Source organism: Curtobacterium sp. MCPF17_047 (assembly GCF_003234045.1).
In the GTDB taxonomy this organism is placed as follows: domain Bacteria; phylum Actinomycetota; class Actinomycetes; order Actinomycetales; family Microbacteriaceae; genus Curtobacterium.
In genome coordinates, this window is record NZ_QKSF01000010.1 from 138658 (window position 1) to 155969 (window position 17312).

Genomic DNA, 17312 nt, shown 5'->3' on the forward strand with positions numbered 1-17312 from the left:
AACGCAACGTCGGCGGCGACTCACAGCGGTACTCCGTTGCGTGGGGCCGCCGACGTTGCGTTCCGCGGGTCTAGGCGGGGAGCAGCAGGCCGTCGAGGACCAGGTCGCGCAGGCGCGGCAGCAGGTCCGCGGTCAACGCCTGGTCGTCGACACCCGTGAGCTGGGCGATCGCGCCGATGATCTGGCCGACCGTCAGCTCACCGTCGGCGGCACCGACGAACGCGGCGAGCGCGGTGTCGGCGTCGACCCGGCGGCCGAACCCGCCGCCCTGCACGAGCGTCATCACGGTGGGGTCGTCGTTGCCGGGCCAGTAGTGCCGTTCCTCGGTGACGTCGCCGGCGACGCGGAGGTGCGCGGCGGCGAACGCGTCGTCGTCACGCTCGGCGAGCCAGGAGACGGCGTCCAGGACGCGGGCGATCGTCGCGCCGAGGCCGGCGGGGTTGGAGCCGAGCACCTGCGGGAGGCGTTCGAAGCGGCGGAGGTCGGGCGAGCCTCCGGACCGGACGACGACGTAGCCGAAGCCGACCCCGGTGACGTGGCGGACGCGGAAGTCGTCCAGCCAGGCGTCGACCAGGTCGTCGAAGACGGGCGTGCCGGGCTTCGTGCCGCCGTCGCGGATCCAGGTCTCGGCGTAGGCGGGCGGGTCTTCGCGCTCGCGTTCGACCACCCACACGTCCAGGTCGGTGTCGGCGAACCAGGAGCGGACGCGCTCCAGTCCGTCCTGCCCCCACCGGTGTTCCCAGTTGCCGAGCAGCTGTGCGGTGCCGCCCGGCTCGAGGTGCTCGGCCAGTCCGCGGAGGACGGTCTCGACGAGGGCGTCGCCGACCATGCCGCCGTCCCGGTACTCGTAGGCGGGGACGCCCGCACGGCGGGGCGTGATGACGAACGGCGGGTTCGAGACGATGCGGTCGAACCGCTCCCCCGCGACCGGTTCGAACAGTGAACCGAGACGGAAGTCGATGCCGTCGACGCCGTTGAGTTGCGCGTTGAACCGGGCGATGTCGATCGCCCGTCGTGAGATGTCGGTGGCGACGACCTGGTCGGCGAAGCGTCGGGCGTGCATCGCCTGGATGCCGCACCCGGTGCCGAGGTCGAGCACCCGCCGCACCGGCACGGGCAGCTGCAGGCCACTCAACGTGGTGGTGGCCCCACCGACGCCGAGGACGTGCTCCTCGGTGATGGCGTGTCCGAGGGCGAGTTCACCGAGGTCGGAGACGATCCACCAGCTGCCGGCGCCCAGGTCGTCGACGAACGCGTACGGGCGGAGGTCGACGGCCGCAGCGACGGTGTCCCCGTCGACGCGCAGGACCCCGGCCGCGACCAAGGAGTCCACGCCGGCGGACGGGAACGCGGCCGAGGCATCGGCCCGCGGCACCGGCAGGCCCAGCACGAAGAGCGTGGCGATGGTGGACAGCGGTGTCGTCGGGCGGGCGGCGAGGGCCCGACGGGCGGCGACGCGCACCCCACGGTGCAGGGCGGCGGCCGCCTCTGTCCCCCAGAGTGCGTCGACCCCCTCGACGGAGTAGCCGGCGGTGGTCAGGTCCGCGGCGAGCGCCGAGGTGACGGCGGGCTCGGCGACGACGTCGGGCAGCGTGTCCGCGGCTGTGCGCTCCCCGCTCATGCCAGGGCCTCGGCACGGACCAGGCCGGCGGGCACCTGCCAGTCGAGGACCAGGTCGAGCAGGCCCGGGAACCGCTGCTGGACCTCGTCGGTCCGGACGCGGCTGACCCGGGTCAGTCCCTCGAGGTGTTGCTCGAGCAGACCGGCTTCACGGAGCACCCGGAAGTGGTGCGTCAGCGTGGACTTCGGCCGGTCGATGCCGACCCACCCGCAGGAGCGTTCCTCGCCCGCGCCGTCCACGAGGTAGCGGTGCAGGATCGACAGCCGGATCGGGTCGGACAGGGCGTCCAGGACCGTCGGGAGGTCCATCTCGCCGACCGTGGGCTGCGGCAGCGGGCTGTGCTGCGGGAGCAGTTCGGCTCCGTCGGTGCGCTCGGGCATGCACGGACGGTACCACTCCGGGCCCGCCAGTACGAGTTGCGTCGTACAGGGCGCGTACGGTACGAATGCACTCGTACAACGAAAGGGACGGCCATGCAGTCACCACGTTCCGTCGCAGGGTTCTGGATCCTCGCGACGATGCTCCTCGTCTCGGTCGCCTCGTCGGCCGTGCCGTCCCCGATCTACCCGGTCTACGCGGCCGAGTGGCACCTCACCCCGCTGATGCTCACGGCCGTGTTCGCGATCTACGTCGCCGGACTGCTGCTCAGCCTGCTCGTCGCCGGACAGCTGTCGGACCACGTCGGTCGGAAGCCCGTCCTGATCGTCGGCGGCCTCGGCGTCGCCGTCTCGCTGGGCCTCTTCGCCGTCGCCGACGGGCTCGGCGCGCTCATCGTCGACCGCATCGTGCAGGGCGTCTCCGTGGGGCTGCTCATCGGCGCGCTCGGCGCGGCGCTCATCGACAACTCGCTCGAACGGCACCCCTCGCTCGCCGGCGTCCTCAACGGCGTCATCCCGCCGATCGCCCTCGCCACCGGTGCCCTGTCGAGCGGCGCCCTCGTCGAATGGGGCCCCGCGCCGGAGCAGCTCGTCTACGTGCTGTTCGGGTCGCTCCTCGTGCTGCTCGTCGTCGCCCTGGCGGTGGTCCCGGAGCAGGTCGTCCGTCGACCCGGGGCCCTGCGGTCGCTCCGTCCCACGGTGTCGGTTCCACGGGCCTCCCGTCGGCTGTTCCGGAGCGTCGCCGGATCGCTCGTGTCCAGCTGGGCGCTCGGCGGACTGTTCCTGTCCCTCGTCCCGTCCGCGCTCGGCGTGGTCTTCGGCATCCACAACCACTTCGCCGCGGGCGCCCTCATCGCCGTCGTCACCGGCGTCGGTGCACTGACGGGACTGGTGATCCAGCGGATGGACACGCGGAAGGCGGTCCTGATCGGCCTCGTCGCCCTCGTGCTGGGACCGGTCGTCACCGTCACGTTCGTGTTCGTGCCGTCGCTGCCTGGCCTCGTCGTCGGCAGTGCGATCGCCGGTGTCGGCTTCGGCGCGGGCTTCCAGGCACCGCTCCGGATGCTGCTCGCCACCGCCGCCCCCACCCACCGCGCAGGACTGCTGTCGACGATCTACGTGGTCAGCTACCTGGCCTTCGGCGTCCCGAGCGTCATCGGCGGGTTCCTCGAGCCGTCGCTCGGCCTCGTGCCGGTGCTCGCCGGCTACGGCGCGTTCATCGTCCTGGCAGCGGTCGTCGCCCTCGTGCTGCAGGTGACGTCGAAGGACGCCGCGCAGGTCGAGGAAGCCGCGGCGGAAGCGGTCGAACTGACGGCGACGGGCTCGGTCCGCACGGTCTGACGCGAGCTCCGGTGCGGGTCCTGGTCGCTAGTGCCCGGGACGCGCGGTCCGACCGCGGGGGCTCTGCACCCCGACGTTCCGGTGTGCCTCGGCGTGTGCGGCGTCGACGTCCGCCTTGCCCCGGTCCGCCGCGTCACGCATCCGCTTCGACGGCGCGTGGCGCTTCGCCCAGTCCCAGAACCGGTGCAGCTTCGCACGGAGCCACGTGATGATCCGGTGGAAGAAGTGGAACTCGCTCGCCAGCACGGTCAGGCCGACGAAGACCACGAGCCACCCCGGACCCGGCAGCGGCACCAGGATCAGGCCGATGACGACGATCAGACCACCGACGATCCCGACCAGGACCTTGTAGAAGAGGTGCACGTGCGGGCGGGCGTGGATCCAGGTGCGCATGTCCCGGAACCACTGGAAGCGCTGGCGTCCGCCGTCACCCGGGTCCGTGGACGATGTCGCCGCGGACGCGTCGGGAACGCCGCTCCGGGGAGGCTCAGTCGGGTCGCCGTGCATGTCCGAACGCTAGGGCGCGCGGCTGGGAAACCGCGGCGGAACCGGTCGGTGCTCGGTGCGGACGGCGCATCGCGTGCCGTGCTCCTGCGCACCCCGCGCCTCCGGTCCGGACGGGAGGCCCGTCACGCGTGCGCGACGCACGTCGCCGCCCACGGGACGGCGGCCAGGCGCGCCTCCGGGATCGGCTCCCCACCCACGGCGCAGCGGCCGTAGGTCCCCGCGTCGAGGCGCCCGAGGGCCACGTCCACCTGCTCGACGCGCCGGCGGGCGTCGTCCCGCACCGCGCCGAGGGACCCGCGCTCCCAGGCAAGGGTCGAACCCTCCGGGTCGTGTTCGTCGTCCGTGTTCGCGCCGTCCCGGGCGTCACTGACGTCCTGCATGCTCAGCTCGACGTCGACCAGCAGCTTGCTCGCGCGAGCCCGTTCAGCCTGCAGGGCGGTTCGCGGCTCGAAGTCCATGTCGCCGACGGTAGTCCGCGGAATGGACCTCGACCCGGATGCGTTCGCATGCACATGACGAAGATCGGGTTCCTCTCCTTCGGGCACTGGCGTGACGTCCCCGGGTCGAAGGTCCGCAGTGGGCGCGAGTCGCTCGTGCAGGCCATCGACCTCGCCGTGGCGGCCGAGGAGGCGGGCGTCGACGGCGCGTACTTCCGCGTGCACCACTTCGCACCCCAGCAGGCCGCACCCTTCCCCCTCCTGTCGGCGATCGCGGCCCGTACCAGCCGCATCGAGATCGGCACCGGCGTGATCGACATGCGCTACGAGAACCCGCTGTACATGGCGGAGGAGGCGGCGGCCACCGACCTCATCTCCGGCGGCCGACTGCAGCTCGGCGTGAGCCGGGGATCACCCGAGACCGCTCTCGCCGGCTACCGCTCGTTCGGCTACGTGCCGGAGGCGGACGACGAGAACGGCGCCGACCTGGCCCGTGACCACACCGCGGTCTTCCGCCGCGCGATCGCCGGCGAGCCGATGGCGAACGCGAACCCGCAGATGACCGGTGCGGTCGGGTCGCTCGCGATCACGCCGCGGTCCGACACCCTGTCCGAGCGCATCTGGTGGGGTGCCGGCACCCGCGCCACTGCCGAGTGGACCGCCGAGCAGGGCATGAACCTGATGTCGTCGACCCTGCTCACCGAGGACACCGGCGTGCCCTTCGACCAGCTGCAGGCGGAGCAGATCGAGCGCTTCCGAGCCACCTGGCGCGAGAGCGGCTGGGACCACGAACCCCGGGTGAGCGTCAGCCGCAGCATCATCCCGATCATCGACGACGAGTCGCGCCACTACTTCGGCGTCCGCGCACAGGTGGAGGGGCAGGACCAGGTCGGGCACCTGGACGGGGGCCTCGCCCGGTTCGGCCGTTCGTACATCGGCGAACCCGAACAGCTCGTCGCGGAACTCGCCGCCGACCAGGCCGTCCGGGCTGCCGACACGGTCCTCGTCACGGTGCCGAACCAGCTCGGGGTGGACTTCAACGCCCGGCTGCTCGCCGCCGTCAAGGACGTCTTCACCGAGGTGGACGCCGCTCCGGCAGCGGTCTGAGGTGGAACCGGGCACCCCGGTCCCCCCTTCTGCCGACACCCGGTCTGGGGCAGCGGCGTCGGCACGTGCCAGGTAGCGTCGAGAGGCACTGACGACACCCCCACACACCAGGAGTTCCCCGTGACGCTGCCGGCCGCCGGCTGGTTCCCGGACCCGCAGGACACCGCACGACTGCGGTGGTGGGACGGTCACGCCTGGGGCGAGGCGACCCGGGTGCTCCCCCGCGAGGCACCTGACCCGATCGTGTCCGTCCTCACCGCCATGCCCGCCGGACCGGCCTTCTCCGTCGAGGCGTCGGCCCGCGCCGTCGAGGCCCGCTCGTGGGCGTACGGCAGCACCGACCGACGGTTCTGCGTGTTCGCGGTCCTCGCCGTGCTGGCGGCGATCGTGTCCCTCGTGCTGAACCCGTGGGGGCTCTGCAGCCTGCTCGGCATCGCCGCGGGCCTGATCGCACTGGTGCGTCCGGGCGCGACCGGTCCCTGGCGGGTCGTCGGGCAGAGCATCGGGGCATCCGCGCTCGTGCTCGCCGTCGCGACCGGTGTCGTCGTCGCGAACGGGCACCTGCACCTGTTCTGAACCCGACGCCTGCCCGGCCGTCGGGCGACGATCAGTCCTCCGACGGCCGCCGACGCTGCTGCTTCGTCGCGGAGCGCTGCTGCTTGCCCGCCCGGCGGCGGCGTTGCGAGCCACGCGTCGGACGGGTCGCGCGCCGTGGCGGGCCGGGCGGGGCGAGCGCGTCCCGCAGGAGTCCACGGAGCGCGTCGAGGGCGGCCTCACGGTTGCGCAACTGCGACCGCCGCTCGGACACCGTCACGGTGATCGTCCCCGCGGCCGTACGCCGGGCGACCCGCTCGAGGATGCGCGTCCGCTGCTCGTCGCTGAGCACCGGGGACCCGGCGACGTCCCACGTCAGTTGGACGCGACTGTCGGACGTGTTGACGTGCTGGCCACCGGCGCCGGACGACCGCGAGAACCGCCACTGCAGTTCGGACTCGGGGATCGTCAGCCCCGGCCCCACCTCGAGGTCCATCCGGCAAGGGTCGCACGTTCCCCGCAGCGCCGCGATCCCTACCGCCGCGCCCGCGGGTGCGCCGTCTGGTACACGTCGCGCAGCATGTCCGCCGTCACCAGCGTGTAGATCTGCGTGGTCGCGACGCTCGCATGGCCGAGCAGCTCCTGCACCACCCGGACGTCGGCGCCGCCCTCGAGCAGGTGCGTCGCGAACGAGTGCCGGAAGGTGTGCGGTGAAACGTGCGCCGTCAGTTCGGCCCGCTCCGCAGCCGTTTGGATGACGAGCCAGGCGCTCTGCCGCGACAGTCGAGCGCCCCGCGCGCCGAGGAACAGCGCGGGGGTCCCGGCCCCCCGGGCGGCGAACACCGGCCGCGCCCGCACCAGGTACGCGTCCACCGCTGCACGGGCGTAGCTGCCGAGCGGCACGATGCGCTGCTTGTTCCCCTTGCCGGTGACCCGCACCACGGACACGTCGGTGTCGTCGTCCGGGACCCCGTCCACGTCGGCGAGCGTGGTCACGTCGTCGACCGAGAGGCCCACCGCCTCCGAGATGCGGGCACCGGTCGCGTACAGCAGCTCGAGGAGCGCCCGATCGCGGAGTTGGACGGGGTCGTCGCCGACGACCGACCCGATCAGCCGCTCCATGTCGTGCACCGAGATCGCCTTCGGCAGGCGCATCGGGGCCTTCGGCGGGCGGACCGAAGCGCCCGGATCGAGTGGCAACCACCCCTCGCCGGCGGCGAACGCCGAGAACGAGCGCACCGAGCTGAGCATCCGCGCGACCGAGCGGGGCGCCAGCGGCCCCTCCGGTCGCGTGGTCAGGTACTGGACGAACCCGGCGAGGTCCGCGCGCGCCAGGCGTCCGACGTCCTCGAGGACCCCTGCCCCGCCGGCGCGGTCAGCCCCGGTGGACTCCACCACGGGCTGCGTGCCGACCCACGCACCGAACGTCACGAGATCGCGCCGGTACGCCGACAGGGTGTGCTGCGACAGGCCCCGCTCGATGGCGATGTGCCGCAGGTAGTCCTGCACGGCACGCTCGAACGGCATCACCCGACGAGGCTACTGCGGCGCGGGACGGGCGACGGGCTAGCGGCGCTCGGCCGCCTCCACCGCGAGCGTCGCCACGATGAGTGCCGAGTTGTGCAGGCGCCCCTCGAGGATCCCGGCCACGAGTTCGGCACGCGGCACCCACCGGATCTCGATGTCGGCCTCCTCGGCCTCCCGCTCGAACGCGGACGAGGTCGCCCGCACGCCGGTCGCCCGGAACACCTCGATGAACTCGTTGCTCCCACCAGAGGACGTGTTGTACCGCACCAGGTGCTGCCAGTCGTCGGCCTCGACGTCGGCCTCCTCGGCCAGCTCGCGTTTCGCGGCGGTCAGGTGGTCCTCACCCTCGTGGTCCAGCAGTCCGGCCGGCAGCTCCCAGTCGCGCAGCTGCACCGGGTGCCGGTACTGCTGGATGACCAGGACGCGGCCGTCCTCGTCCTCCGCGAACACCGCGACCGCACCGGTGTGGTCGATGTACTCGCGGACCATGTCCTTGCCGTTGTAGTCGACGGTGTCGCGGGTGACGTCCCAGACGGCGCCCTCGAACACCCGCTCGGAGGCGGTCACGTCGAAGGAGGCGGATTCGTCGGCGATCGATGCGTCAGTCACCTCGCCATCCTGCCCCACCGTGGTCGACGCGCGTCCAGACCGGCAGGAGACGGACGGGAGGCTCCCCACCAGCTGGTGGGGAGCCTCCCGTCACACACGTGGTCGCGACCGCGACCTGCCGGATCAGGCGACCGCTTCGGTCTCCGGGTCGAACAGCCGCGTCGACTCGTTGCGCTCGATCGCCGCACCGACGAGGCCCGCGAAGAGCGGGTGCGCGCGGTTCGGACGCGACCGGAGCTCCGGGTGCGCCTGCGTGCCGATGTAGAACGGGTGCTCCGCACGGTCCAGCTCGACGTACTCCACCAGGGTGCCGTCGGGCGAGGTGCCGGAGAACACCATGCCGGCGTCCGCGATCTGCTCGCGGTAGTGGTTGTTGACCTCGTAGCGGTGACGGTGACGCTCGGACGCCTCGTGCGCGCCGTACAGCTCGGAGGCCAGGGAGCCCTCGAGGAACTTCGCCGGGTACATGCCGAGGCGCATCGTGCCACCCATGTCGCCGCCGGCGATGATGTCCACCTGCTCCGCCATCGTCGCGATGACCGGGGTGGAGGTCTCCGGGTCGAACTCGGTGCTCGACGCGTCGAGCAGGCCGGCCTCGTGGCGGGCGTACTCGATGACCATGCACTGCAGACCGAGGCACAGGCCGAGCGTCGGGATGTTCTGCTCACGCGCGAACTTCAGCGCACCGAGCTTGCCCTCGATGCCACGGATCCCGAACCCACCGGGGATGCAGATGCCGTCGACGTCCCCGAGGTTCTTCGCAGCGCCCTCCGGAGTCAGGCACTCGTCCGAGGCGACCCACTTCAGCGTCACCTTGGCGGTGTGGGCGAAGCCTCCGGCACGCAGCGCCTCGGTCACCGACAGGTACGCGTCCGGCAGGTCGATGTACTTGCCGACCAGGGCGATCGTGACGGCCTTCTTCGGCTCGTGCACCGCGGTCAGCACACCGTTCCAACGCGACCAGTCGACGTCGTGCGCCTCGAGGCGGAGGGCCTCGATGATGACCTGGTCGAGACCCTGGTCATGCAGCATCGTCGGGATGTCGTAGATGGACGGGACGTCGACCGCGTTCACCACGGCATCCTCGTCCACGTCGCACATCAGCGCGATCTTGCGCTTGTTCGCGTCCGAGACGGGGCGGTCCGAGCGGAGCACGAGGGCGTCCGGCTGGATGCCGATCGAACGGAGCTGCGCGACCGAGTGCTGCGTCGGCTTCGTCTTCTGCTCACCCGACGCCGCCATGAACGGCACCAGCGAGACGTGCACGAAGAACACGTTGTTCCGACCGAGCTCGTGCCGCACCTGCCGTGCCGCCTCGATGAAGGGCTGCGACTCGATGTCGCCGACCGTGCCACCGACCTCGGTGATGATGACGTCGGGCTGCGGGTCGTTCTCGGACTGCTCGCGCATCCGACGCTTGATCTCGTCGGTGATGTGCGGGATGACCTGGACGGTGTCGCCGAGGTACTCGCCGCGACGCTCCTTGGCGATGACCGTCGAGTAGACCTGCCCGGTCGTGACGTTCGCCGACTGCGCCAGGTCGATGTCGAGGAAGCGCTCGTAGTGCCCGATGTCCAGGTCCGTCTCGGCGCCGTCGTCGGTCACGAAGACCTCGCCGTGCTGGAACGGGTTCATCGTGCCCGGGTCCACGTTGAGGTACGGGTCGAGCTTCTGCATGACGACCTTGAGGCCGCGTGCCGTGAGCAGGTTGCCGAGGCTGGCCGCCGTCAGGCCCTTGCCGAGAGACGAGACGACCCCGCCGGTCACGAAGATCTGCTTCGTCACCTTCGGGGTCGCGTTCGAAGAATTGGTTCCGCCGCTGAGAGTGTCCGCCACGGGGTTCCATCGTACGTCAGAAGTGCCGGGAGGCGCGACCCGCGTTCGCCGGGCGCGTTGCGTCCCGCACGTCCTCGCCCGGGCGGAGCGTGCTCACCGAGGCGGGGCGTGCCTCCCGGCTGTCGTGCCGGAGGGTCAGGCGGAGCGGCCGGCGACCTCGAGGAGTTCGCGTGCGTGCTCCATGCCGCTGGCACTGTCGCCGAGGCCGGAGAGCAGCCGTGCCATCTCCTGCAGGCGGTCGTCACCCTCGAGGCGGCGGACGCTCGACGACGTCACGGCACCGCTGGCGTCCTTGACCACGTTGAGGTGGTTGTTCGCGAACGCCGCCACCTGCGCCAGGTGCGTGACCACGATGACCTGCGTCCGTTCGGCGAGCGCCGCCAGGCGCCGACCGATCTCGATCGCCGCGGCACCACCGACGCCCGCGTCGACCTCGTCGAACACGAAGGTCGGGACGGTGGTGCTGCCGGCCATCACGACCTCGATCGCGAGCATCACGCGTGAGAGCTCCCCGCCGGACGCACCCTTGCCGATCGGCCGCGGGTCGGTGCCCGAGTGCGGTTGCAGCAGGATCGCGACCTGGTCGCGCCCGTGTCGCCGGAACTCGCCCGCGTCGGTGACCTCGACCACCAGGGTCGCACCGGCCATCGCGAGGCTCTTCAGCTCCGCGGTGACCCGCTTCGCCAGGTCCGTCGCCGCCTTCGTCCGTACCTTCGTGAGCGCAGCGCCGGCCGCCTCGAGCGCTGCCCGGTCGGCCTCGACCGCCTGCTGCAGCTGCACGATGCGGTCGTCGTCGCCGTCGAGCTCGAGGAGCCGGTCGGAGGCGCGCTGCCCGGCGGCGATGACGTCCTCGACACTCTCGCCGTACTTCCGGATCAGCCCGACGAGCAGTGCGCGTCGTTCGTTGATGAGCTCGAGGTCGTGGCCGGCCTCGGGCTCGAGCGAGCCGATGTAGCTCGACAGCGACGCGGAGGCCTCGCTCGCCTGGATCCCCAGCTCGGTGAGCTGCTCGAGCACGGGCTGCAGTGCCGGGTCGACGCCCGCGACGCGCTCGATCGCGCGACGGGCGGACTCGACGAGACCGATGACGTCCGGACCGTCGAGCGACTCGCTCGACACCGCCTCGTGCGCCAGGCCTGCGGACAGACGGAGGTCCTCGAGGTTCCCCAACCGCTCGGCACGTTCGGCGAGCTCGGTGTCCTCGCCCGGCTGCGGGTCTGCCGCCTCGATCTCGGCCGAGGCAGCACGGAGGCGCGCAGCCTCGGCGAGCCGCTCGTCGCGGTCGCGAGTCAGCGTCTCGAGGTCACCGGCGTGCTGCTGCCACGCGTCGTACACGGCGACGTACTTCGCCAGGGCCTTCTCGACCGCAGCGCCGCCGAAGCCGTCGAGGGCCGCCCGCTGCGCCGCCGCGGAGGTCAGCCGGATCTGGTCGGACTGTCCGTGCACGGTGACGAGCTGGTCGGCCAGTTCGCCGAGCACCGCGACCGGAGCGCTGCGGCCGCCGACGGTCGCGCGGCTGCGGCCCTCGGCGGAGACCGTGCGGGTCAGGATGAGTTCGCCGTCCTCCACGGTCCCACCGGCGTCCTCGACCCGCTCGGCGACGGCCGCGTGGTCGGGCAGGTCCCAGCGTCCTTCGACGACGGCGTTCGGCGCGCCGCGGCGGACCGAGCCGGCGTCCGCACGGGCACCGAGGAGCAGGCCGAGCGCGGTGACGATCATCGTCTTCCCGGCGCCGGTCTCCCCCGTGACGACGGTGAAGCCGGGGCCGAGCTCGAGGGTGGCGTCGCCGATCACGCCGAGGTCGGAGATGCGGATTTCCTCGATCACTGGATGTGCTCCTGCTGCTGGTTCACGTCGTGGTGCCGGTGCTCGTGCTCGTGCCGTTGCTCATGCTCGTGCCGGTGGTCGTGCTCGTGGGGGTCGGTCGTGCTCGTGGGGGTCGGTCGTGCTCATGGCCCGTGCGGGACCGGCCGGTGCGGCTGGACGGCCGCGTCACACGTCCTCGTCGTCACGCTGCGGCCCGCGCCACCCGGCGACCGGGAGACGGAACTTCGCCACCAGACGATCGGCGAACGCGGCGTCCTTGATCCGGGCGACACGCACCGGCTCCGGGGACCGGCGCACCTCGACCCGAGCGCCGGGAGGCAGGTCGTGCGTCCGCCGCCCGTCGCACCACAGCACACCCACACCGCTCGTCCGGCGCAGCACCTCGACCGCGAGGACCCGATCCGGTCCGACCACGATCGGACGGGAGAACAGGGCGTGTGCGCTCAGCGGCACCATCAGGATCGCGTCGACGTCGGGCCACACCACGGGGCCGCCGCCGGAGAAGGAGTACGCGGTCGAACCGGTCGGGGTCGAGAACACCACACCGTCGCACCCGAAGGAGGACAGCGGCCGACCGTCGACCTCGGTGACGACCTCGAGCATGCGCTCACGGGAGGCCTTCTCGACCGTCGCTTCGTTGAGCGCCCAGCTGGAGTAGACGATCTCGTTGCCGACGACGACGTCGACCTGCAGGGCCACGCGCTCCTCGACCTTGTACTCGCCGGTCAGGGCGCGCTCGACCGTCTCGGCGAGGCCGTCGCGCTCGCTCTCGGCGAGGAAGCCGACGTGACCGAGGTTGACGCCGACGATCGGGGCCTTGGTGCCTCGCGCCAGTTCGGCGGCGCGGAGGATCGTCCCGTCACCGCCGAGGACGATGACGATCTCGATCTCGTCGGGACGGACGTCGACGCCCAGGATGTCGACCTGACCGACCGACGCTTCGGCCCGACGGATGTCGGCGTACTCGTCGAAGGGCATCACCGGGGTCACGCCGGCATCGTGCAGGATGTCGCACACCTCGACCGCGGCGTCGATCGAGTCGCGCCGTCCGGTGTGCGAGACCAGCAGGATGTGTCGTTCGTCGCTCATGGAGCTCCCTCCGCCAGTTCCGTCGCCCGGAGGATCCATTCTGTCGGGTTCTCCCCGGCACCTCGCTGGAGACGCGCGAGGTACTCGTGGTTGCCGTGGGTACCGACGATCGGCGACGGCGCCAACCCCGCCGTTCCGAGGCCCAGGTCCCACGCAGCCCAGAGGACGTTCATGAGCGCGTCCTGGCGCAACGACGCATCCCGGACGATCCCTTCACGGATGCCGGTCCGGCCGACCTCGAACTGCGGCTTCACCAGGAGGACGAACTCGTCGGCCGGGACCGCCTCGACCAGGGCGGGCAACACCATGCGGAGGCTGATGAACGACAGGTCCCCCACCACCAGGCTGGTGCGCTCCGCAGCGGGGTCGAGGGCCAGGTAGTCGGCGCTCGTGAGGTTCCGGGCGTTGACCCCTTCGACCACGACGACCCGGTCGTCCAGGGCGATCGCCGGCGCCAGCTGACCGTGACCCACGTCCAGTGCGATCACGCGCGCGGCTCCCCGTGCCAGCAGCACCTGTGTGAACCCGCCGGTCGAGGCACCCACGTCCAGCACGGTCCGGCCATCCGGATCGACGCCGAATGCATCGAGCGCGCCGACGAGCTTCAGCGCGGCGCGGGAGACCCACTCGTCCTCGGCGTCCACCACGATGTCCGCGGAGGCGGTGACCGGGGTCGAGGCCTTCACGACCGGGACCCCGTCGATCGTCACACGACCGGCTTGGATCAGGGCGGCCGCTGCAGTCCGGGAGCGCGCCAGACCTCGCGCCGGGATCGCGGCGTCGAGGCGCATCGTGACGACCGGCGACGTCACCGGGTCCACGGCGGCGTCGTGGTCAGACACGAGCATCCCCGCCCTGTTCGAGTCGTGTCCGGAGTTCGTCGTGCAGCGCTGCGAACGCGTCCGCGCGGTCGGCCAGTGGGAGACGCTCAACCTCTGCAGCTCGGCGCCCGACGCTCTCGGCTTCCTGGGTCGCTGCTCCGCTGCGAGGCCCACCGGGGGTCGGTTGCGATGGCCCGGGGACAGCCCGAGGCACCGCTGGCACACCGCCCGACGAGGCCGGGAGGGCAGGGCCCGTCGTGTCGTCCGTCCGGGCTGGTTCCACGCCCGACACGCTACTCGCCGCCGTACAGCGCCGGGTCCACGTCAAGGCCGTAGATCGCCAGGCCGGAATCCCAGATCACGGTCGCACCGGCGCGCAACAGGTCCATCTCGTCCGGTCCCACCTGTTCGGCGCGGACGACGTGCCCGCGCATCGAGACGGTCGACTCCCCCACGGTGACCCGACGCGTGCCGTCCGGGTCCTCACTGCGGATGGTCACCGGGTACGGCTCGTGTAGTCCGCGGAGGTCCTTGAGCACGTACGTCGGCCGCGAGCGCTGATCCGCGGCCAGGACCTGCTTGGGCTGGTCGATGCCGGTGAGCACGAGCACGCTCGGGATGCCGGCGTCGTTCGCGCCCTTGATGTCCGTGTCGAGACGGTCACCGATGAACAGCGGTCGTTCGCCGCCGAACCGTGCCAGGGCGGCGTCGAAGATCGGTCGCTCGGGCTTCCCTGCCACCACGGGCATGCGACTGACGGCCTGGTGCACGGCCGCGACGAGGGTGCCGTTGCCGGGCGCGATGCCGCGCTCGACCGGGATCGACCAGTCCATGTTGGTCGCGACCCACGGCACGGAGGCATCCGCCAGCGCGAAGGACGCCTCGGCCAGCTGCTGCCACCCGAGGTCCGGCGAGAACCCCTGGATCACTGCTGCGGGGCTGTCGTCCGCACTGTCGGTGACCACGAAGCCCGCCTGCTCGACGATCGTCGTGAGTCCCAGCCCACCGATCACCAGCACGGTCGAACCTGCCGGCACCAGCGTGGCGAGCAACCGCGCCCCCGCCTGCGAGGACGTCACGACGTCGTCAGCGGTGACCTGGAGCCCGTACCGCTCGAGGTGCTCGGCGACGTCCGCCGGACGACGCGAGGCGTTGTTGGTGATGTAGCCGACGCGCGCCGACGTCGCGGCCCGGGTGAGGGCCTCCACGGCGTGCGGGATCGCGTTCCGACCCCGGTAGACGACACCGTCGAGGTCCGTCAGGACCACGTCGATGCCGTCGACCGGAGTGCGCGGTGACTCAGCCGGCTGCGGAGCCGTCGATGTCGCGGGGGTTGTCCTCGTCGATCTCTCCGGGCTGGTCGGCGGCGTCGTCGGAGTCGTCGTCGTCGGTGTCGTCGTCGGTGTCGTCGTCCCCGAGGGTGCTGACGTACCCGTTGCCCGGCTCGGCGTCGCCGAGTTCGGCGTCGTCGAGTTCGGCGTCGTCGAGCTCGACGGACTCGTCGTCTCCGGACTCGTCGTCCCCGGATCCGTCGTCCCCGGATTCGTCGAACTCGTCGACTTCGATCGCTTCCTCGACCACATCCACTGTCTCCCAAGCATCGTCTTCAGCGGCTTCCGCGAGGGCTTCGGCCGCGCGGTCGACCCGGGCCCACCACTCGTCGGCCTCGTCCTGGCGACCGAGCTCCTCGAGCGTGGCCGCGTAAGCACTGTAGAGCGCCGGCGACCAGCTGTAGGCGGTCGAGGGGTCGAGCTGTGGAATCTCCAGCTCACCCAGCGCGGCTGTGGGGTTCCCGAGGTCCAGCCGAGCGCCGGACATCGCGATCGCGAGTTCGACCTGCACCGGCGTCTCGAGTGCGGCGCGGTCGACGGAGCGCCCGAGCTCGAGTGCACGCTCGGGGCGGCCGAGGCCACGCTCGCAGTCCACCATCATCGGGAGCTGGTCGTTCCGACCCGAGATGCGTCGGTACGTGCGGAGCTCACGGAGGGCCGTGGCGAAGTCACCCAGGCGGTACGCCGTGATCGCCGCGGTCTCTCGGACGACGGCCACCCGGCCGGCACGCCGGGCTGCGCTCAACGCGTGCTGGTTCGCTTCTTCCGGGTCCGAGTCGACGAGCAGCGCCGCGGTGACGAGGTGTCGCGCGACCCAGTCGGCGTTGTCCTTGCTGAGGGTCTTGAGCTCAGCACGCGCGGCGGGGTGGAGGTCACGCGCATCCACTTCCTCCGGGATCTCCGGGTCGTCGTGGCGCGGGCGGATCGATCGGGTGCCGTAGGGATCGCGGTCTTCCCAGTCGTCACGGGCTGCCTCGCCGAAGCGCGCTCCGGCCGATCGGTTGCCGTCGCCGAAGCGCTTGCGTTCGGCGCCCCCATCGCGGGCCGGACGGTCGTCGTTGCCCCGGAACGGTCGGTCGTTGCCGCCACTGCGGAACGGGCGGTCTCCGTCACGACGCGGACGGTCGTCGCTCCCGCGGAACGGGCGGTCGTTGCCGCCGCTCCGTACGGGACGATCACCGTCACGACGGGGACGGTCATCGTTCCCACGGAAGGGACGATCACCATCACGACGGGGACGGTCGTCGTTCCCACGGAACGGACGGTCGTTGCCGCCACTTCGGAACGGGCGGTCTCCGTCCCGGCGCGGACGGTCGTCGTTCCCACGGAACGGGCGGTCGTCGCCACCGTTGCGCACCGGACGATCTCCGTCACGACGGGGACGGTCATCGTTCCCACGGAAGGGACGATCACCATCACGACGGGGACGGTCGTCGTTCCCACGGAACGGACGATCGTTGCCGCCAGTTCGGAACGGGCGGTCTCCGTCCCGACGCGGACGCTCGTCGTTCCCACGGAACGGACGGTCATTGCCACCGTTGCGCACCGGACGATCTCCGTCACGACGCGGACGGTCATCGTTCCCACGGAACGGACGATCACCATCACGACGCGGACGGTCGTCATTCCCACGGAACGGACGATCATTGCCACCGCTGCGCACCGGACGGTCTCCGTCCCGACGCGGACGGTCATCATTGCCACGGAACGGACGATCACCATCACGACGCGGACGCTCGTCGTTCCCACGGAACGGACGATCACCATCACGACGAGGACGATCGGATGCGGGCCGGTCCGAGCGCCACGAAGGACGATCGTTCCGAGCGCCACCATCGCGGAAGTCACGGCCGGCCGGACGGCGGTCGGAGCTCTCATCGCGAGGACGAGCACCACGTTCCGCACGATCGCCTTCACGACGCTCGAAATCGCGAGGACCAGACGACCAACGACCGCTGTCGCCTGCACGTCGCGGTCGATCCGGACGGTCTCCGTCTCGGCCGTCTCGTCGCTGTTCGTCGTCGTTCGCCACCGTTGCTCCTCGTCGCGTGCCGATGACTCGTGTCTCGGCGATCGTCCGCTGTGTCGTTGTGTAGATGAAGCACCCCGGGCCGCGTGCTCCACCCAGTCCATCATGGACGGGAAGCAGAGTCGACCTCGAGCGCCCCTGATGCAACAGAAAATGGCCACCGGCCCTCACGAGAGCTGTTGCTCTCGATGGAGGGCCGATGGCCACATCATGAAAAGAAGTCCGGCGGCGTCCTACTCTCCCACAAGGTCCCCCTTGCAGTACCATCGGCGCTGAGAGGCTTAGCTTCCGGGTTCGGAATGTGACCGGGCGTTTCCCT

17 protein-coding genes and 1 rRNA gene are annotated in these 17312 nt (G+C 71.3%); 3 read left to right on the forward strand and 15 right to left on the reverse strand.

What is annotated here, in order from left to right:
• Positions 1 to 70 precede the first annotated feature (70 nt).
• Positions 71 to 1621: a class I SAM-dependent methyltransferase gene (locus DEJ33_RS11870; RefSeq protein WP_111195075.1), complete on the reverse strand. Its 1551-nt coding sequence runs from the start codon at positions 1619 to 1621 to the stop codon at positions 71 to 73.
• Positions 1618 to 2001, reverse strand: coding sequence for a helix-turn-helix transcriptional regulator (locus DEJ33_RS11875; protein WP_111122184.1), 384 nt, complete (start codon positions 1999 to 2001; stop codon positions 1618 to 1620). The genes DEJ33_RS11870 and DEJ33_RS11875 overlap by 4 nt, the downstream gene beginning before the upstream one ends.
• 93 nt (positions 2002 to 2094) lie before the next feature.
• On the opposite strand from DEJ33_RS11875, the gene DEJ33_RS11880 reads away from it, so the two are divergent.
• Entirely contained in the window at positions 2095 to 3339 is a 1245-nt protein-coding gene (locus DEJ33_RS11880; protein WP_111195076.1) for an MFS transporter, read from the forward strand.
• Positions 3340 to 3366: 27 nt separating this feature from the next.
• Here DEJ33_RS11880 and DEJ33_RS11885 read toward each other — a convergent pair whose 3' ends face one another.
• Together DEJ33_RS11885 and DEJ33_RS11890 are read right to left on the reverse strand one after the other, a co-directional pair.
• A complete protein-coding gene (locus tag DEJ33_RS11885; RefSeq protein WP_258378158.1) occupies positions 3367 to 3846 on the reverse strand; it encodes a TIGR02611 family protein in 480 nt (159 codons plus the stop codon).
• A gap of 122 nt (positions 3847 to 3968) precedes the next feature.
• Complete coding sequence (locus tag DEJ33_RS11890) at positions 3969 to 4304, reverse strand: TraR/DksA C4-type zinc finger protein (protein ID WP_111195078.1); 336 nt, start codon at positions 4302 to 4304, stop codon at positions 3969 to 3971.
• Between the two features lie 48 nt (positions 4305 to 4352).
• On the opposite strand from DEJ33_RS11890, the gene DEJ33_RS11895 reads away from it, so the two are divergent.
• Together DEJ33_RS11895 and DEJ33_RS17495 are read left to right on the forward strand one after the other, a co-directional pair.
• On the forward strand, positions 4353 to 5390 hold the full coding sequence (locus DEJ33_RS11895; RefSeq protein ID WP_111195079.1) for an LLM class flavin-dependent oxidoreductase: 1038 nt from the start codon (positions 4353 to 4355) through the stop codon (positions 5388 to 5390).
• Positions 5391 to 5510: 120 nt separating this feature from the next.
• Complete coding sequence (locus DEJ33_RS17495) at positions 5511 to 5966, forward strand: DUF2510 domain-containing protein (RefSeq protein ID WP_111195080.1); 456 nt, start codon at positions 5511 to 5513, stop codon at positions 5964 to 5966.
• Positions 5967 to 5997: 31 nt separating this feature from the next.
• Here DEJ33_RS17495 and arfB read toward each other — a convergent pair whose 3' ends face one another.
• The 11 genes from arfB to rrf form a co-directional block, all read right to left on the reverse strand.
• Positions 5998 to 6420, reverse strand: coding sequence for an alternative ribosome rescue aminoacyl-tRNA hydrolase ArfB (gene arfB, locus DEJ33_RS11905; RefSeq protein ID WP_111195081.1), 423 nt, complete (start codon positions 6418 to 6420; stop codon positions 5998 to 6000).
• 38 nt (positions 6421 to 6458) lie between these two features.
• Complete coding sequence (locus DEJ33_RS11910; protein WP_111195082.1) at positions 6459 to 7451, reverse strand: site-specific tyrosine recombinase XerD; 993 nt, start codon at positions 7449 to 7451, stop codon at positions 6459 to 6461.
• Positions 7452 to 7490: 39 nt separating this feature from the next.
• Positions 7491 to 8060 (reverse strand): NUDIX hydrolase, encoded by a 570-nt coding sequence (locus DEJ33_RS11915; protein WP_111078571.1) that lies wholly within the window; start codon positions 8058 to 8060, stop codon positions 7491 to 7493.
• A gap of 123 nt (positions 8061 to 8183) precedes the next feature.
• Positions 8184 to 9896, reverse strand: coding sequence for a CTP synthase (locus tag DEJ33_RS11920; protein ID WP_111078572.1), 1713 nt, complete (start codon positions 9894 to 9896; stop codon positions 8184 to 8186).
• Between the two features lie 135 nt (positions 9897 to 10031).
• Positions 10032 to 11723, reverse strand: coding sequence for a DNA repair protein RecN (gene recN / locus DEJ33_RS11925; RefSeq protein ID WP_111195083.1), 1692 nt, complete (start codon positions 11721 to 11723; stop codon positions 10032 to 10034).
• Positions 11724 to 11888: 165 nt separating this feature from the next.
• Positions 11889 to 12812: an NAD kinase gene (locus DEJ33_RS11930; RefSeq protein WP_110904138.1), complete on the reverse strand. Its 924-nt coding sequence runs from the start codon at positions 12810 to 12812 to the stop codon at positions 11889 to 11891.
• Positions 12809 to 13603, reverse strand: a complete 795-nt coding sequence (locus DEJ33_RS11935; RefSeq protein ID WP_181437303.1) for a TlyA family RNA methyltransferase — start codon at positions 13601 to 13603, stop codon at positions 12809 to 12811. Before DEJ33_RS11935 ends, DEJ33_RS11930 begins: the two co-directional genes overlap by 4 nt.
• A gap of 323 nt (positions 13604 to 13926) precedes the next feature.
• Complete coding sequence (locus DEJ33_RS11945; protein ID WP_258378159.1) at positions 13927 to 14901, reverse strand: HAD-IIA family hydrolase; 975 nt, start codon at positions 14899 to 14901, stop codon at positions 13927 to 13929.
• 31 nt (positions 14902 to 14932) lie between these two features.
• Positions 14933 to 15709 (reverse strand): hypothetical protein, encoded by a 777-nt coding sequence (locus DEJ33_RS11950; protein WP_258378160.1) that lies wholly within the window; start codon positions 15707 to 15709, stop codon positions 14933 to 14935.
• Positions 15706 to 16857, reverse strand: a complete 1152-nt coding sequence (locus DEJ33_RS17605) for a hypothetical protein (RefSeq protein WP_258378161.1) — start codon at positions 16855 to 16857, stop codon at positions 15706 to 15708. Before DEJ33_RS17605 ends, DEJ33_RS11950 begins: the two co-directional genes overlap by 4 nt.
• A gap of 356 nt (positions 16858 to 17213) precedes the next feature.
• Positions 17214 to 17312 (reverse strand): 5S ribosomal RNA (gene rrf, locus DEJ33_RS11955); the annotation flags it as partial.

Excerpts from the sequence above, each read along its gene's own strand:
- DEJ33_RS11870 (WP_111195075.1), bottom strand. The coding sequence starts at position 1,621 with ATGAGCGGGGAGCGCACAGCCGCGGACACGCTGCCCGACGTCGTCGCC.
- DEJ33_RS11875 (WP_111122184.1), bottom strand. The coding sequence starts at position 2,001 with ATGCCCGAGCGCACCGACGGAGCCGAACTGCTCCCGCAGCACAGCCCG.
- DEJ33_RS11880 (WP_111195076.1), top strand. The coding sequence starts at position 2,095 with ATGCAGTCACCACGTTCCGTCGCAGGGTTCTGGATCCTCGCGACGATG.
- DEJ33_RS11885 (WP_258378158.1), bottom strand. The coding sequence starts at position 3,846 with ATGCACGGCGACCCGACTGAGCCTCCCCGGAGCGGCGTTCCCGACGCG.
- DEJ33_RS11890 (WP_111195078.1), bottom strand. The coding sequence starts at position 4,304 with ATGGACTTCGAGCCGCGAACCGCCCTGCAGGCTGAACGGGCTCGCGCG.
- DEJ33_RS11895 (WP_111195079.1), top strand. The coding sequence starts at position 4,353 with ATGCACATGACGAAGATCGGGTTCCTCTCCTTCGGGCACTGGCGTGAC.
- arfB (WP_111195081.1), bottom strand. The coding sequence starts at position 6,420 with ATGGACCTCGAGGTGGGGCCGGGGCTGACGATCCCCGAGTCCGAACTG.
- DEJ33_RS11910 (WP_111195082.1), bottom strand. The coding sequence starts at position 7,451 with ATGCCGTTCGAGCGTGCCGTGCAGGACTACCTGCGGCACATCGCCATC.
- DEJ33_RS11930 (WP_110904138.1), bottom strand. The coding sequence starts at position 12,812 with ATGAGCGACGAACGACACATCCTGCTGGTCTCGCACACCGGACGGCGC.
- DEJ33_RS11935 (WP_181437303.1), bottom strand. The coding sequence starts at position 13,603 with ATGCGCCTCGACGCCGCGATCCCGGCGCGAGGTCTGGCGCGCTCCCGG.